The organism is Brevibacillus sp. IT-7CA2 (genome assembly GCF_949767855.1).
Taxonomy (GTDB): Bacteria; Bacillota; Bacilli; order Brevibacillales; family Brevibacillaceae; genus Brevibacillus.
The window spans coordinates 58708-75119 of record NZ_CATKQT010000003.1 but is presented as its reverse complement, the minus strand read 5'-3'; the positions used below and the strand labels follow the sequence as shown (position 1 = coordinate 75119).

The window sequence follows — 16412 nt, the reverse complement described above, 5'->3', positions numbered from 1 at the left end:
CACTTCTTCTATGTTTCTTTTTTCTACAGCAGTACTACCATTTTTTCTTAGGTGGACATATCGGTTTGCAAGGTGGCGGAAATGTCGGTTTTGGTGGTGGTGTCGGTGGTGGTGTTGTTGGAATTGGAACTTGTTGATCTTGCAAAACCTTCAGCCCAAGACGCAGGACGATTTTTTCACGGACGGTCGAGAATGTTTTGGTTGTGTCTTTGCACCGCTTATTTTCCAAACCGATGTCTAATTCGGTGAATTCCGTGAATACCAGCTCACAATACGGTCTCTCGTTGTAAACTTTTCGGTTGCCGAACAAACCTACGTTAATCTTTGCCGCATGACCCAATTTATTCAAATATTCTCCGTGTGACTCGAAATCTGGTGCCAGTTGCAAAGTCGGTCCTGTAGCCGGAAAGGTCAAATCCGTACAGAAATCGAATGGTATCAGCGCCGTTGTATGTCGTACATCACCGCATACAGCAGTTCCCGTTACTTGATCGACTGTGGTGTACTCGATATTTTTGCGAATAAAACCACTGACGAACAACTTTGCAGACAACGGGTTGAATGTGGGAACCAGCTCACATTGCTCCAGAATGACACTCTTTAATACCCGAATAATCTCAAGTGCAGGCCTCTCCAAATGGACATTAGCCTCCACACATACGACAACAGCTGTTTCTGCCAATGTTACAGGTACTTTAATCGTTTTAGGAAAAATGGTTTCGGTTGAAGCCATTCCGAACACACGGGCGTTTTCCACCGTGCAGCTATTTTGCGTAACTTGAGTTTGGCCACATTTACAGCCATCGCCATGTATACCCATTTTTACTCTCTCCTTTATCACCAACCTACTCTCTTTATATTATATGGACTAGATTCAATATGGATTTGGCTGATGCCAAGCGTTATCTGCCCTTTTTTCTAGAAAAGACTGTTTACCTTTTTCGTTATGTATGGAGGCGGAACGGGAACCAGCTGCTTCCGATACCACCATACTCGACCGCTAATGGTTGCCAAGCCGCTGAACTCCTTCCAATCTGATTGCGAATGGGTGAGCGGATCTGCCATAACTGTGATTTGCCATTCACCCGTCTCTACCCATCTATTCGTCGGACAAGCTGGTGCTGTGAGGAGAATTGCGCTTGTTCCTACATTTGCTTGCGGTAAGGATGGTCGTAATACTGTCGAGTTAAATGGAATGCGAATCGTTTCATGCTCTACTTTTTCCGAATGGACAGTGACCCCCAAACCCTTGATTTCCAACTCACCTGACAGCCAGACAATCTTTTTGCTATCATCGTGGCGAACGTGTTGGACATCGATCTTACTTTGGCATTCAACCTCTTTCCAATCAAGCTTCCAAGGCACACGTAAGGAATGGGCCCACTCTACGTCCCAAATTTCTTCTAGAAAAGCAACCTGCATGAACGATTGACCCGTACGTTCCACGTAGACTACTTTTGCTTGAATCAGTTCTTGCTGAGCACTGCTGTTTTCTTGCGTAAGATCCTTGGCATCCATGGCGGCGGGAGGAGTGGAAGAAGTCGACTGCGGTGTGACTTGTTCAGTAGCTGTCTGATTGACCGGAGGCGGAGGCGCATGGTTTCTTTTTCCCTTAGGTTTCTTGGAGCGAAACACTTTCTGCTTATCCATGGTACCTTCCTGAGGCCGCATCTGTTCCTTCGGTGCGACAAAGAGGAGCGGGAGTGATGCACTCGACTTTTTCAAGGAGTCTCGATGGTTAAGCATTGGCTTTCTTTTCTTAGGATTTTTCTTGTCGTTCGGCATGTCCTCACTCCTTTCCATCAAAATACTCCTCCCTTTATCCATACGTGATCGCCCGTCTGGTTGTATAGACACTTGCCCTTTCGGTAAACAATTCGTCTTCCTATAACAAAAAAGAACAACCCTCTCCCGAAAAACCCGAGAAAGCCGTTGTCCCGCCTTGCAAAAATTATGAATCACCGACCGACCACCCCTTTGCTTCAAACAAAAAGACATCCGCCCTTGTAACGGATGTCTTGCTCACTACGATTATTCATGGCTCAGCTTTTCTTTTATCAGGTAACAGCATTTCACTTTTCCTTCCGTCATACACGACGTACGTTCTACATGCGCGTCTACTAGCGACTCAAACAAGGAGAGCTCGCATTGACATGCTTGGCGATAGCGAACGGCTACTTGTAAGAGGGGACAATTTGCTTCTTCAAGCGCATACAAACCATCCCTAATTTTTTCTAAGTGAGGCATGTATCCTTCTTTATTTTGTATGCTCGCCAACGTTTTCACTCGCTGGTCAAAACCTTGTCCTCTCATTACCTCTCGATAGTGTTGTAACATCCGTGCCATCCGCTTCTCAAATAATTGATCGACGAAAGCTTCCCCGTATAAATCCTGAATGCCCGCCACCATCTCTGTAGCCAAATCGCTGTAGTGACGCGGAAATAATTGTTCAGCAGTATTCGTTAGATGATACACATAGGCTGGTCTGCCTGTTCGTTGGCGAACGATTCGAGATTCGATATACCGTTCCCTATGCAAAACATCTAAATGCTTACGCACCGCGACTTTGGTTATACCGAGATGCTTTGACAGTTCCTGGACATCGACCGAACGACGCTTCTTAAGCAACACCAAAATTTCTCGACGTTTCTCCTGTTCTTGATAATAGACCGCGTGTCTGTTCATTGATGGACCTGCCTTAGCGAATTGCTTCGTTATACAAACGATTGACTTCCTCCCAGTTGACCACATTCCACCACGACGAGACAAAATCTGGGCGTTTATTTTGGTACTGCAAGTAATACGCATGCTCCCACACATCTACGACCAATATGGGCGTTTTCTTCTCCATAAAAGGAGTATCCTGATTGGGCGTGCTCGTCACTTCCAACTTGTCTCCGTTGACTACAAGCCATCCCCATCCTGATCCGAAACGACTGACAGCTGCTTTTGTCAATGAATCCTTCATTTCCTCAAAACTTCCGAAATACTTGTCGATTCCTTTCGCAATATCCCCTGTTGGTTTCCCGCCGCCAGTCGGACTCATGATCGACCAATACAAGCTGTGTCCATAATGCCCGCCCCCATGATTTCGAACTGCCATGCGAATGTCTTCCGGGATATCATTCAAGTTACTGATTAGTTCTTCGACCGAAGCATTCCTGAACTGCGCGTCGTTTTCTAAGGCCTTGTTTAAGTTGGCCACATACGTTGCATGATGCTTTCCGTGATGAATTTCCATCGTTCTCGCATCCAGGTAAGGTTCCAGCTCATCATAGCGATATGGCAGTACCGGTAACGTAAAGGCTTCCATTTCCTATCTCCTCCAATCTTGATTGACGGTTACAAGCCTAGTTTACAAGATGAAAAATATTTTGTACATATCCAACTTTGTTTCCTTGATGCAAAATTTAATCACGCATGAAGCTTGCATTGCAAACAATACCGCTATGTTGTAAAATATCGACAACCCATCTTTCCTTAAGGAAACAATTTTTCCTGAATTCAAATCTTTGGTGCAGGAAGGAATATGATTCCATGAACGTCGTATTGGCAAAGGAACCGCCATATCCTGTTTTTCAGCCTCTGGTGCATTTGACGACAGGACAATTTTTCGGGTACGAAGCACTTCTTCGCTCCTCTACACACCACTCACCAGAATTCCTTTTTCGAAAGGCTCGTGCAGAAGGACACTTATATGAATTGGATACATTGTCGATGATAAAAGCAATTGAATCATACTTTACGAGTGTGCCTTTTCACGATCATGTCCCGCTCTTGTTCATCAATGTGTTTCCTTCTACATTGTTGAACCCTGCTTTCCTATCGTTTATTACCGAGGGCTTGTTTGGATCGTGGAACAGTCGAATTGTCTTGGAAATCAACGAGGCCAATGAAGAAGACAAGATGTGGGAGATAAGATTGTTGGGGCAAAAAATACGTGAGCTGCGTCAGCATGGATTCCTAATCGCATTAGATGATGTCGGCTCGGGTGCCGCGTCATTAAAAAAGATTGTGGAGTATGAACCAGATATCGTTAAGCTCGACAGGTACTTCGGCAAGCAATTGTCCTCCATGCCGAATAAGCAAAGGCTCGTCTCGCTATTCGTCCAATACTGCCAAGAACAAACGCAGCTTGTACTGGAAGGAATCGAGGAGCCGGAGGACTTATCTGTCGCTTTGGCACTTGGGGTACCTGTTGGTCAAGGTTTTTTGCTGGGGCACCCAGAACCGCTTCAAGCAACACAAAAAAGACGATGAAAACTTTCTCATCGTCTCGCGTGTCTGACTATTTTCCTACGGGCTCCATGGAAGCGTTCAGTGCATGAGCCACATATTCTTCTGCACTGGCGCGCCTTCGTCCGAATACACTTTTCTCGCAATGTTCGTTTGCTCCCATTTTTTCTAATAACATTGCTGCTTCATCCATGGTGATTCTGGCATTGTAAGCCAACTCGTAAACAGCTAAAGCACCGCCCTTCTTCGTAGCTGCTTGCAGTGCAATTCGCTCCATTCTCTCTAGCTCCGGTTTTTGTGAGAGGGCAAAATGACCGTAGATCCCTCCTATGATGGTACAAGCGAGAATGAAGATAAGGCTGTTCCAATGTACTAGGGCATAGCCGCCCTACATAGCTGAAGACAAATGCTAAACAGCAAAACAGCAGAAATCTCGACCTTTTATCGATCGTGGGCTCCATCGATTGAAGTGTCGTTGATAGATTGGGTATCGAGTGGCAGTTTAATTACATGGAATAGCAATTGGATGAAAGTCCTCAATTCAGTTCTCTGAATTGCTTTTTTTGATTTCTCCGAACCCCACTCTGGAAGGGAGATTCTTTATATCCTCATTGTGATAAGCATTGATGATATCCGGTACATACTCTTCCGTCAATCGAATGCCTGCAAGAATCATTTCCTTTTCTTCTTCTGACACGCTGAACAACTGGTCACCGCATTTTTCACAAGCCATCACCCACCGCACCTCCAGCTTCTGCAGGCGATTCATATCCCATTGCACGTCTTGCTCACATGTTGGGCAGGCAATTATTTTCATATTGTCTTCCTCCTATACGCACGGCTTACTTTTCTTGCATTTTACTAGAATGGACAAAAAAAGACACTAACCTCGTGTTAGTGTCTTCTCATATGATCGATGCGATGGGTAGATTTCTAAGGTGACGAGAATCCCCCCATATATGTAAAGCTTATCTCCCGAACCTGCACCTGTTGCCTGCCAACCGGACTTTCCAGCACAACAGAATCGTGTGGAGCCGCTAGCAGCAGTTGCCTGCCTATGGGCGATAAGAATGAAATTCTGTTGTTATCCGGGTCAATGTCCGTGGGATAAACCACAGTAAATGACTCCTCAAATTGATCATCTTCAAATAGCACTTTTACGCTGCTGCCTAATAAAGTAATTCCTTTAAGCGATTGAAAGAGTGCACTGTCTTCTTTTGCCAAAATGCTTTCAAGTGTTTGCTTGTAACGCTCGACAATCTCATCGATGGCTTGCTTTTCTTTTCCGTAGTTCCGTACATATTGATCGTAAAAGAGTGAATACTGCTCGTCAAAAAAGACAAGCTGGTTGATCAGATGATTTCTGGTGCCATTCAAAATACTAGGGTTCATAGTAGATTTCACCCCCCAGTTGCTTTTCATAGACATGTTTGATGAACGTAATGTTCTTCATCGGAAAAACCCTCCTTAAAAAAATAGCCCCCGAAGGGACTCTCATCATTGTATCAATAATTTCAAAATGATTCCATCGACTGTTTAGAAATGCTTTACAGAGGATGATCAAGACGCTCACGCACCGGCATAAAAAATGCTTCCTCCACTTCCGTTGCAGGTAATGGGCGGCTAAAGTAATACCCTTGGATTTCCTTGCAGGCATTCTCCGTGAGAAAGTCTAACTGTCCCTGCGTCTCGATCCCTTCCGCAATGACGTTCATGTTTAAATGCTTCGCCATGGAAATGATTGTTGCGACAATCGCTTGATCACTCGGATTCATCGTGATATCCGTAATGAACGAACGATCAATTTTTAGCTTATGAATGGGCAGCAGCTTGAGATAGCTGAGCGAGCTGTAACCCGTTCCGAAGTCGTCCAGGCTAATTTTTACGCCATATTCATTCAATTCCTTTAAAATTTCTGTGGAAAGTTCTGGGTCCATCATCATGCTTTCCGTTATTTCCAATTCCAAGTACTGTGGTGCTAGTCCGCTCTCTACCAGAATTTGTCGGATGTAGCCTACGAGATTAGGTTGGTGGAACTGACGAGAGGACAGATTGACTGATACGGGAATCAATGGTCCACCCGCATCATGCCATTTCTTCATTTGCTTGCAGGCTTCCTTCAAAGTCCACGTGCCAATCTCAAAGATCAAGCCCGTTTCCTCCGCAATCGGGATGAACACACCAGGTGACAGGATTCCTTTTATCGGATGATTCCACCGAACGAGTGCTTCCACGCCAATGAGCTGATTGATCCCCGTTTGAATCTGTGGCTGGTAGTACAAAACCAGCTCGTCATTCTTTACCGCTTTTCTCAAATCCCTCTCCAGTTCAATACGCATCAACACTTGGTCATCGAGCTCATTGGTAAAAAACTGAAATCCGTTTTTCCCGTTTTTCTTCACTTCGTACATGGCAGCATCAGCATTTTTGAGCAATTGCTCCTCACTACATCCGTGATCGGGATACACCGCTACGCCAATACTCGCCGAGACGTAATAATCTTTGCCTTGCAAGAGATAGGGGATCTCGATTTCCTTGACCACTCGATCAGCCAACGTCGAAAACTTGTGATCGCCTTCAACATTTTGACAAATCAGTGTGAACTCATCACCACCCATACGGGCAATCGTCACATCGAATCCTTCCGCGCTTTTTTTGATCCGATCGCTCACTTCTTGCAAAAAACGATCCCCGTACGTATGGCCCAGAGAGTCATTGATCAATTTAAAACGATCGATGTCCAGTACCAGCACCGCAAATCGCGTACCCTGTTCGCTATTGTTAACAATCGCCTCCTGCAAGGCTTGATGGAGCTTCCTTCTGTTCGGCAAGCCGGTTAATTCATCGTGAAACGCCTGATATTCAATCATCGACTTGGCGCGCTGCTCCAGCATACGTGTCTGGTCTTCGTAAGCCTCCAGGACCAATTGCTGCTCAAAGCTGAGCAGCTTCGTAATAGCTTGTGCCAGCTTTTTTGATTCAGGATAAACTTCTTTCCGATCATCTATAATTCGCATGAGTGTGCCTAATAGGTTTTGAAAAGAACCCATGTACCACTTGGGAGGAAGCCCGATTTTTTGATGAACCATCGCAATCTTCAAGCGTTTTTCAATGAAGGCAGGATCGATCCGGCCGTCAAACATCTCGATTAAATGGTTCTTTAAGGTTTGACGTAAACGTTCAACGGTTGTGTGCTCCATTACAATTTGTTTCAAAGAGTCCACGTGGAGAATCGATTCATAAAAAGAAGAAGTAATCTGTTCAATTTCAGTCTCAATGACAGGGCGAAACGCTGCGATTAACTGCAAATCCTCTTCCGTCAAGTTAATCATGTTCATTTGTGCGATAACTTCGGTGTTTCCTTCTATTAAAATCCGTGCAGAATCGTCTGCCGGCAAAATTGACGGTTGGCAGCATGCAGCGTTGTTTTCCTTAGACGAATTTGATGACTTCTGCATTTACATAGATTCTCCTTTTCCACAGAACCATCGTACATATAGGCTCATGCTTATTCATAAATATACATTCGACAAAATTCTACATTGTCCTCCATGTTTATCCATGACAATGATGAATACTACCTCTCTGGGAACATTTAGAGTCTGCACGATTTACGTACAGACTCTAAATGTTCCCGCTACTTTTTCAAATCAATCGGCTTTTCTTTTACCAGAGCGGCTACCAATTGCTGTTGCACCTCCGCTTCCACTTCTTTGAACGTTACTTTATAGCAGACATCTTCTTTTAACCAAAAATAAGTGTGGTTGTCCTTCTCCGTTGGGCTACTCAGTGTATCATCGATTTTATACGGCGCTGTGCGGAATACTTCTTGGCCATTGATGTTTAAAGAAGTGACAGGAACTTCAAATTTTACCCCGTCTATTCTCTCGAAAGGGGTCTTTTTTGTTTTTCTCATGTTTTCCACAATGGATTTGTCCTTGATTTGGGCAAACAACACAATCGTATTTGCTTTCTCAGGATTTTCAAACGTGATATGAATGGTGCGCTTGCGTTTATCCTCTTCGTTTTCAGGGTAACTAAGATTGAGCTTTTTGCTAACATATGATTCTGTTGCCTTGTATCCGCTAGGCAGCTCCAACGGAAAGACTGGTGCAAAACCGATCATTTCTGAGAAATACTCCAGATCCTCAAAATCATTGATGCTGTTGTTGTTATACACTAAGTCGTAATTGACGTACCTTTTTCTCAGTTCTTCATTTGGAGCTTGAAACGATTCAATGATTTTTACGATCTCCTCATTTTCTAAGAGGCCATATCCTTCGATAAAGTAATAGAGACCTTCATCACTCCAGAAATAAAGTAGGTCTTGATGAACCGAACCATCACCAGAAGTTGTCTTTCTTTTGATAACTTTTACGGTTTTTCCATTCGCGGATAGGTCTTCTTCTGCTGAGAGTGTGGAGATGATACTACCGTCTTCCGATCTCACTTGTAAAGATTCCTGGGTCCTTTCGACTGTGCTCGTTTCTATTTTGAGCAGCCTGGCGTCGGGACTTCGGAAAAAATGGAACACGCTGTTTTCTGAAGGTTCAGATTCCTCAGAGTGATAGATATTGCTATTTTGATAGGTAACTTCTCGTGGCAAATAAGACGGAACTTTGAAAGGAAAACCAGCAAGTTTCTCAGATTTTTCCAGCCGATTCGTCCCCTTGACAGGTGATCCCCCAAACAAGGGGCGCATTTTTTCATCCTGTTTTGCAGGCATCTGAAGTGTTGACGGCTCTGCTGCGTTTGTAAGTGTGACTGCACTAATAACTAGCCCGCATGCAATGGCTACAGCTGACAACTTTGCGGAGCCTTTTTTGAACGTGGAAATCATTTGAATTCTCCTCTTCATTTGATCTAAATGGTGAGAATGGTGAAAATAGAGCGGATACGGCATGGGTCTTTTCTCTGAAATCTGTCTCGCAAATGAAAGTAGTGTCATGCCATAGGGAATCGCTTCTTTCTCCCCCAGAATCTCCAAAACATATTCATCACACGCAAGTTCCATATCTGCCTTCATTTTTCGAATCCATACCCATACAAGCGGATTCATCCAATGGATTGCGAGTGCGATGGAGCCGAGGAAGCTCCACAGCAAATCTTTGCGCTTGTGGTGAGCGATCTCATGTGCGAAGACGTGATACAGCTCGGCATCTGACAACGATTGGTATACATCACGCGGACAATAAACCCATGGTGAAAAGATCCCCGAGATTAGCGGCCCCTTCGCCAGTGTTCCTGTGTAAACGGGCATCTGCCTTTTCACACCGAACTTCTCTCTACATGCATTCATGATGGTCAATACTCTTTCATCTGTCACTCGCATCAAAAAGCGTTCCTTGGTGTGCATGTTATACAGGTAAGCGAATAGTCTCGCCAGCAAAATGACTACGCCGATAAGCCACACTACCGCCAAAATCTGAATATAGGCACCATGAGTGGATGCAGCGCTCATTTTATCATCCTCAACAGCTTCGACTTGCATGACCCCACCATTCTCTCCTTCTACAGCCAAGTCAGTGTTAGCAGGAATGTCACGAGGTTCCGTTTGTGTCCCTTCTGGTTCGATAGAGGAAGAGAGCGGCGGGGTGACCGATATCCCGTTACTTGCCAAGGAAATCCAGGTGAAGAGGCTAAATGAACTCTCCGGTAGCACGGGAATCATTAGGCGTGCTAAAACGATGAACCATAACAAATGATGCATGCGCCAGCTAATCGCTTGGCGAACCCCTTTTTTTATGGCTACCAACAAAATAGCTACCAGGCTTGCCTCCAGCGAGGCGTAGCACATCCACAAAAAAATATTCCCTAGAATATCCATTTACAGGTCCCTCATCATTGCTTTTTCTTTTGTTTTTCCGTCAGTATTTTTTGCAGCTTGTCAATTTCTTCGTTGGATAGTTGTACATCTTCGAGAAAATTGGTCATCATCGTGCCTACTGCCCCGTTAAATACTCGTTTCAAAAAGGATTTGCTTTCCGCCCGTTTGCATTCAGCTTCTTGGACCAGGGGGAAATATCGATAGCTGCGGCCAGATTTTTCATAGCTGATTGCCTTCTTTTTGAGCAGCCGGTTCAAAAACGTGCGTACCGTTTGCTCTGTCCATTCGATATCAGCTGGTAAACGCTCAATGATTTGCTCCGCTGTCGCTGGATGATCTCGCCAGATCACCTTCATGATCTCCCACTCGGCCTCCGATATTTTCGGAATGTTGCTCATCACATCATCACCTCTTAGATTTACAAATGTAAATTCAACTTTTGTTAAGATATTACAATTGTAAACCTAAACTGTCAACCATCTTTTTCCATCCATTCAAAAAACGGCAAAAAAAGAAGCACAGTTGAAATGAATGCTCCCACTGTGCCGATTCTCCCAGTCTTTTATTGTCTGACCATATCTGGTTGAAGCTCACCTTTTCCGTATGGATTATCCCCAATCAATACGATCTTATCATTTTCGGTGACCAGCACATGGTAGTGCGAGCCTAGTCCTTCGATCGCATAGTCGTACGAAGAGGAAATTAGTTTAACAGGTGCAGCCACTTTTTGCTTTTTAAGCGGTTCCCATTCATGTTCGAAAATTTGCCCATCCTTGGTAATCCGCAAACGTCCGCTCATCATGGCAATGCCTTCTTCCGTTTTGGATTCCAGCTTCACTTTGATAGCTCCTGCGTCATTTCCTTCGCTCTCAGGGTAAGCCTGAATTTCCTGAACCTTGCCTGCTTCGTTGATTGCCCAAACTGATGCGATATCCTTTGTATAACGGACAAAATACTCAGGTGCAAGCTCACGAATTCCTTCCAAACCAGCTATTGGCGCAAATGAAGTGAACGGCTCATCATTCTTCCGTTCTGCGTACAATACCTGACCATTTTTCGTCACAGCAAAAAACGTATAAAGATTGGCATAAAGATTGGTCACATCCGCTGCCAATTCTGAATCTATCTTGAGAGTTTCCACTTTTTGTGGGCGCAAGTTTGTGATGACATATACCCCTCCGCGTTCGGCGGAATCATAGCTAAATTCCACAGTCAGGTATTGGTCATCTTCCGTACGCAACAAGAGATGCTTCTCCCCACCAACGAAATCCTTGATGCGAGAAGGCAACACCAATGTTTCGCAGCTGCTAAATCCACTGCTCCACAACTGGATTTGTCCGTTCTCATTCAAGGTAACCGGAGAATCCAGGATGCTATCCATTGTTTTTACTTTCGTAGGTCCTTTCACTTCATATGGCACTCGATCCGCGCCAAAACTCCACACATAACCATCCTTACGAACGAAGTATGGTCGATCCAGCTCAGTTACTACCTGTTTTACATCACGTAATTCGCCCAATTCTGTCCATTTGTCAAACGTAACAGGGATTCGTCCCAGCTGTCCTGTCATATTGCTGCCAAATGAATAGACGTTTCCTTTTTTATCGAGAGCAATCACATGGTCGGTACCCGCTTGTACGTCTGTAATATCAGAAAGACCTGCTATTTTGACAGGCTCCTCGAGCTCATTTTCCAGATTCGCACCGAGCATTCCAAGTGTATTATGTCCCCAGCCCCAAACAGTTCCGTCCGCTTTTACGACCAAGTACAATCCTTCTCCGCCAACTGCCATCCGCTTGGAACCATCTGCATGAGCGGCACGTACTACTTTTTCGTTTTCTTTTGTATTGTAGCTATACACTTCGCCCTTTTCTGTTTGGATCAAGGCGCGATCCGTGTAATCGACCGCTACCTGTTTGACTTTCCCTGGGATATCCATTACTTGCAGATTTTCTGTGTTCAGCTCTCCCGATTTTCCATCGAGATAAAGAAGCTTCCCTTGGTCATCTACTAGAAACAAGGAAAAGGCTGAGCTATACATGTCACGGATATTCGAGAGCTTCGTCACCTTTTCTGCTGCTTTCGCTCCTTCTTCCCATTTCAGTACAGTACCATCTTCTTTTAGTAAAAAGAGCACGCCTTCATGAAGGTCGAGCTGCTGAATGTTCTGGATTTTATCCAGACCGGCCAGTTTTTCTGGTGCTTTCTTCTCATCGATCTGCCATACTTCACCGGAGCCCGTGAGAACATAATCCGTCATAACTTGCTTGGCATCTTTGATCCCTGCTAGCTTGTGCGGTTCATACTTCTTGTCTGATTGATAGCCCCATTTCCAAACTTGCCCATCCCCTGTAAAGGCATACGAAATGCCTGGCCTCCACCCATAGCCTGCTTCATCAAAAATTACGCCTGTTGCAATGGCAGTAATCCCTTCCAGTACCGGCCTATTCTCCAATGGTTTCCAGGACTTCATCGTACTGTCCGAAACATCCGCTTTCGCATCATCTTTACTGCAAGCCTGTAGCTTCAACTCGGTATTGCCCTTCGTACTAGCCGAAGCTTCTACTTTTTGGGAAACGGCCTTCACAGGGGATGCAGCAACAATCCCACTTGTCGTCAATAAGGAGAGTACCGCGGTACAGCTCAATAATGCTACCCATTTCTCTCTTCGTACCATCATGAATCTCCTCACCATCGTCTAATGTAAACAATTGTAAGACGCTGGAAACTCGAATTGCGTTACTCTTTTTTGCGATTACTTTCGTACGCTTCTCACTGTTTCAGTCCAGATATCCCTCTGATCTAGCTCAATCCCCATCAGCATGTAATTACTGATATTATCAACGACAAGCGCTAGAATATGAGCATTTGCTACGACACGATCTGGCGTGACGACACCAAACTCTATCCCTCGCTCGGCAATAGCTTCAACCCAGTTTCGATATGAAGTTCCGCGAAATGCAAAGTGGTAATAGATCGCCGGCTTCGTGATCCCTACCTCTGTAGCAATCATTGTTAGGCTCGTCTTTTCAATCCCATGCTCCGCGAATAATTGAAAGGCTACATCTACAATACGTTGATGTGTTTTATTATCTTTTGACATGAATGACGTCTCCTTTGGCAAATCGATCCCATACGTTTTAGCCTTCTGATTGTTAAGTTAAATTGCAACCGGATACAAAAAAAGAGCTTTACCGTGGATTCGGCAAAGCTCCGCTGTTCTTTCAGTCTTGTTGTTGACTCGGGTCATCAGTATGGCTTAGACGGACGGGACTTCTGTTCGGCTTCCTTGACAGCCGCTCCGGGATTCGTTGCGCCCATCGGTCCACCCATCTCTTTGCTGTTTCCTCCATTGCCCTGAGCGATTCCAGCTTTCAAACGCTGTCCGTACTCTTCGTCACATTGCGAGAAGTAGCCAAGCATTTTCTCTTGAATGCGACGATCACAGGAGAGGAGTGCATCCGTCAAATTGACTATGAGGTCTTCTCTTTCCCAGTCTTCCAAGAGGCGATAACGTTCTCCCGCCTGTTTGAAATCGTTGGTGCGATCAATCTTTTGACGTACGACCTTCCCTTCCACTTCTGGCTGATGATCAGGAGCTGCTTGCTTGGCTTCCTGCAATCCACCAATTGTCGATGGCTCATAGTTAATATGCCGCTGCGTCCGATCTACACGGTACAGCATTTGACCGCCTTCCTGGTTGGTAGCGACATGGTTTTTGGGAGCGTTGACCGGAAGCTGCAAATAGTTGGCGCCAACCCGATAACGTTGCGTGTCGGAGTAGGAGAAGGTCCTTCCTTGCAGTAGCTTGTCATCAGAAAAATCAAGTCCATCCACTAAAACACCTGTCCCAAAAGCTGCTTGCTCGACCTCTGCAAAATAGTTATCCGGGTTTTTGTTCAGTACCATTTTGCCTACAGGAAGGAACGGGAATTGATCTTCGGGCCATATTTTCGTTGGATCAAGCGGATCAAAATCGAGCTCTGGGTGATCGTCATCACTCATGATCTGAACGCACATTTCCCACTCCGGATATTCTCCTCGTTCAATCGCTTCGTACAAGTCTTGTGTGGCATGATTAAAGTTTTTCCCTTGGATCTCTTCCGCCTGTTTTTGTGTCAAATTTTTAATCCCTTGCGTTAATGGCTGCCAATGATATTTGACCAGGACCGCATTTCCTTCGTGGTTTACCCACTTGTACGTGTTTACGCCAGAGCCTTGCATTTGCCGATAGTTCGCCGGTATTCCCCACGGGGAGAACAAAAACGTGATCATATGCATGGCCTCAGGCGTGTTCGAGATAAAGTCAAAGATCCGTTCCACGTCTTGAATGTTTGTGACAGGATCAGGCTTGAACGCATGTACAAGATCAGGAAACTTCATGGCATCCCGAATGAAAAAAACTTTGAGGTTATTGCCAACCAGATCCCAGTTCCCGTCCTCTGTATAAAACTTTACCGCAAACCCACGGGGATCGCGCAATGTCTCGGGTGAATGTGTGCCATGAATAACCGTAGAAAACCGTACAAACACAGGCGTTTTTTGCCCCCGCTCCGAAAACAGCTTTGCCCTCGTGTACGTAGAAATGGGCTCATCTCCTACGGTTCCATACGCTTCAAAATAGCCATGTGCTCCTGCACCTCGGCTATGCACGACACGCTCAGGTGTTTTCTCCCGATCAAAATGTGTGATTTTTTCCAGGAAATCGTAATTCTCCAGAACGGTTGGCCCGCGATTTCCAACGGTCCGCAAGTTCTGGTTGTCTGTAATCGGATGGCCTTGGCGATTCGTCAGGATATTTTCTTCTGACTGGTTGATGGACTTGCTGTTGTCATCCATATGAATCCTCCCTGTCCAGTTTTTCTCATGTGTGGTTCATAACCATGGTTACCGAATGAGGGATTCTTTATGCGAAAAGACTAAATAGCTTCGTAAGCAAAATCATCGTTAAGCACTGGAACCGTGCAACTCTGATTCCATTCCGCAGCAAGTGCGACATCTTCCGGGTACCCCATGCTGATCAGTTCTTGGCCGGAAGCACATTTCTGCAAGTAAGCGGGTAGATGATCTTGGGCCGATCGGAAGGCTGCCACCGCCAATTCGGCCTCTGGTGACAATCGATATCCCTCCAATCCGTGAAGCAGCGCACCTGCCGCAATCATATCCTCAATAGCGGGTCGCAATGCTCCATTTCCCCACCGTTCACCGCAAGCGATGACCGTTACGATTCCTTTCTGCTGCTGTATGTATCTGGCGACGGATGGTGCATTTCGCAAGCATGCAGCGATTACCTTCGCACCTGTTTTCTTTGCCAGCACGGTACAGGTGGATCCGTTTGGCGAGGGTAACACCATTCTACTTCCCACCGGAATTGTTTTCAGACAGGCGGGTGAAAGGGAGATTGGTTCTCCGCGTTTTCCAGCGAGCAGCGCTGCTTTTTGATTAGCGAATGCTACGGCTGACTCATCCTTTACCTGATAAGGATAGACGATACCTCCACGTCCCGTTACGATATCGACACACGTACTGAAGGAGAGCACATCGATAATGACGATCATATCCGATGCTGCCCCGACCTGTTCCACCCCTTCGTATCCCCAATCAAATCGTGCCGTATAGTCTAGTTGTTTGCATACAGGCATTTCTCCCAAAAACCTCCACCATCCTCTATCAAAAATAGTTACTCGTCCCCTTACGTTCGCCGTTACAAATCAAGGCAAGAAACAATATCGTATTATTGTCCCACTAGATTACACAAGAATGGAGTGAATATGGATGTCTGAAATCGAATACGACGACGATCAAGGTAATACGGAAAAAAGAAATCACAGACGCCCAAGAAGAAATACTGTGAGAACGACTGGTATTTTGCAAAACAACCTCGCCCGGGCTCTCACCGCTCACCTCGACTTGGTAAATCTGAACACAGAAGAGGTTGAAGTACGTGTGCAAGTATTGAACTGGGGTAACGCAGTTACGCAAACGAATCCAGTTAGCACCTTGCTTGACATCACGCAATTTATCCCTGCGAATACTCGCACTGCTTTCAATGCGCTGGTCCCCGCTTCTTTCCACTATGAAGTGCGCCTTACCGTAGCAGAAAACAACAGAAATGTCCTTCTCACCACTTATGGCCGTACTTCCATCGGCGGCGGTCAAGTGGTCGGTCTTTCAGTTCTTGACAGTCAATTCCAAACTGTCGAAATCGAAACTTGTATTTAACTATTTTGTAGGAAGAAAATGAGGAATTATGGTGAGACGCCATAGTTCCTTTTTTAATCCATTCGCATGCGGGAAAAGGCGCTGGGGACTATCCCAACGCCTTTTTACTTTTACGACCACGACAAAA

General features: G+C 45.4%; 16 protein-coding genes. 2 read left to right on the top strand and 14 right to left on the bottom strand.

From position 1 onward, the window contains the following. Positions 1–34: 34 nt before the first annotated feature. From ACM6JA_RS02235 to ACM6JA_RS02220, 4 genes are all read right to left on the bottom strand, one after another. Positions 35–820, bottom strand: a complete 786-nt coding sequence (locus tag ACM6JA_RS02235) for a CsxC family protein (protein ID WP_414850987.1) — start codon at positions 818–820, stop codon at positions 35–37. Positions 821–918: 98 nt separating this feature from the next. Next, positions 919–1803: a hypothetical protein gene (locus ACM6JA_RS02230; protein ID WP_414850986.1), complete on the bottom strand. Its 885-nt coding sequence runs from the start codon at positions 1801–1803 to the stop codon at positions 919–921. A 228-nt stretch (positions 1804–2031) separates the two neighbouring features. After that, entirely contained in the window at positions 2032–2685 is a 654-nt protein-coding gene (locus ACM6JA_RS02225) for a helix-turn-helix transcriptional regulator (protein ID WP_414850985.1), read from the bottom strand. A 13-nt stretch (positions 2686–2698) separates the two neighbouring features. After that, a complete protein-coding gene (locus ACM6JA_RS02220; protein ID WP_414850984.1) occupies positions 2699–3313 on the bottom strand; it encodes a superoxide dismutase in 615 nt (204 codons plus the stop codon). Positions 3314–3537: 224 nt separating this feature from the next. Here ACM6JA_RS02220 and ACM6JA_RS02215 point away from each other — a divergent pair, with 224 nt between their 5' ends. Next, positions 3538–4260 carry an EAL domain-containing protein gene (locus ACM6JA_RS02215; protein ID WP_414850983.1) on the top strand — a complete coding sequence of 241 codons (723 nt, stop codon included), beginning with the start codon at positions 3538–3540 and terminating at the stop codon, positions 4258–4260. A 28-nt stretch (positions 4261–4288) separates the two neighbouring features. Here the strand turns inward: ACM6JA_RS02215 and ACM6JA_RS02210 are convergent, their stop codons facing one another. The 10 genes from ACM6JA_RS02210 to ACM6JA_RS02165 all read right to left on the bottom strand — a co-directional run bounded on the left by ACM6JA_RS02210 (position 4289) and on the right by ACM6JA_RS02165 (position 15705). After that, the gene (locus ACM6JA_RS02210) at positions 4289–4513 is read right to left on the bottom strand and encodes a hypothetical protein (RefSeq protein ID WP_414850982.1); all 225 of its coding nucleotides are present in this window, start codon (positions 4511–4513) and stop codon (positions 4289–4291) included. A 264-nt stretch (positions 4514–4777) separates the two neighbouring features. Next, entirely contained in the window at positions 4778–5053 is a 276-nt protein-coding gene (locus tag ACM6JA_RS02205) for a hypothetical protein (RefSeq protein WP_414850981.1), read from the bottom strand. Positions 5054–5169: 116 nt separating this feature from the next. Next, entirely contained in the window at positions 5170–5658 is a 489-nt protein-coding gene (locus tag ACM6JA_RS02200) for a GreA/GreB family elongation factor (protein WP_414850980.1), read from the bottom strand. A gap of 125 nt (positions 5659–5783) precedes the next feature. Then, positions 5784–7694: a putative bifunctional diguanylate cyclase/phosphodiesterase gene (locus ACM6JA_RS02195; protein WP_414850979.1), complete on the bottom strand. Its 1911-nt coding sequence runs from the start codon at positions 7692–7694 to the stop codon at positions 5784–5786. A gap of 179 nt (positions 7695–7873) precedes the next feature. Further along, a complete protein-coding gene (locus tag ACM6JA_RS02190; protein WP_414850978.1) occupies positions 7874–10063 on the bottom strand; it encodes a M56 family metallopeptidase in 2190 nt (729 codons plus the stop codon). 14 nt (positions 10064–10077) lie between these two features. Beyond that, complete coding sequence (locus tag ACM6JA_RS02185) at positions 10078–10461, bottom strand: BlaI/MecI/CopY family transcriptional regulator (protein ID WP_414850977.1); 384 nt, start codon at positions 10459–10461, stop codon at positions 10078–10080. A gap of 164 nt (positions 10462–10625) precedes the next feature. After that, the gene (locus ACM6JA_RS02180) at positions 10626–12740 is read right to left on the bottom strand and encodes a regulator (protein ID WP_414850976.1); all 2115 of its coding nucleotides are present in this window, start codon (positions 12738–12740) and stop codon (positions 10626–10628) included. A gap of 78 nt (positions 12741–12818) precedes the next feature. Beyond that, complete coding sequence (locus ACM6JA_RS02175) at positions 12819–13166, bottom strand: TetR family transcriptional regulator (protein ID WP_414850975.1); 348 nt, start codon at positions 13164–13166, stop codon at positions 12819–12821. 146 nt (positions 13167–13312) lie between these two features. Then, the gene (locus tag ACM6JA_RS02170; RefSeq protein WP_414850974.1) at positions 13313–14902 is read right to left on the bottom strand and encodes a catalase; all 1590 of its coding nucleotides are present in this window, start codon (positions 14900–14902) and stop codon (positions 13313–13315) included. Positions 14903–14982: 80 nt separating this feature from the next. Next, the gene (locus ACM6JA_RS02165; protein WP_414850973.1) at positions 14983–15705 is read right to left on the bottom strand and encodes a 2-phosphosulfolactate phosphatase; all 723 of its coding nucleotides are present in this window, start codon (positions 15703–15705) and stop codon (positions 14983–14985) included. 208 nt (positions 15706–15913) lie between these two features. Between ACM6JA_RS02165 and ACM6JA_RS02160 the strand changes: the two genes are divergently transcribed. After that, positions 15914–16285, top strand: coding sequence for a hypothetical protein (locus ACM6JA_RS02160; protein ID WP_414850972.1), 372 nt, complete (start codon positions 15914–15916; stop codon positions 16283–16285). The last annotated feature ends 127 nt before the right edge of the window (positions 16286–16412 follow it).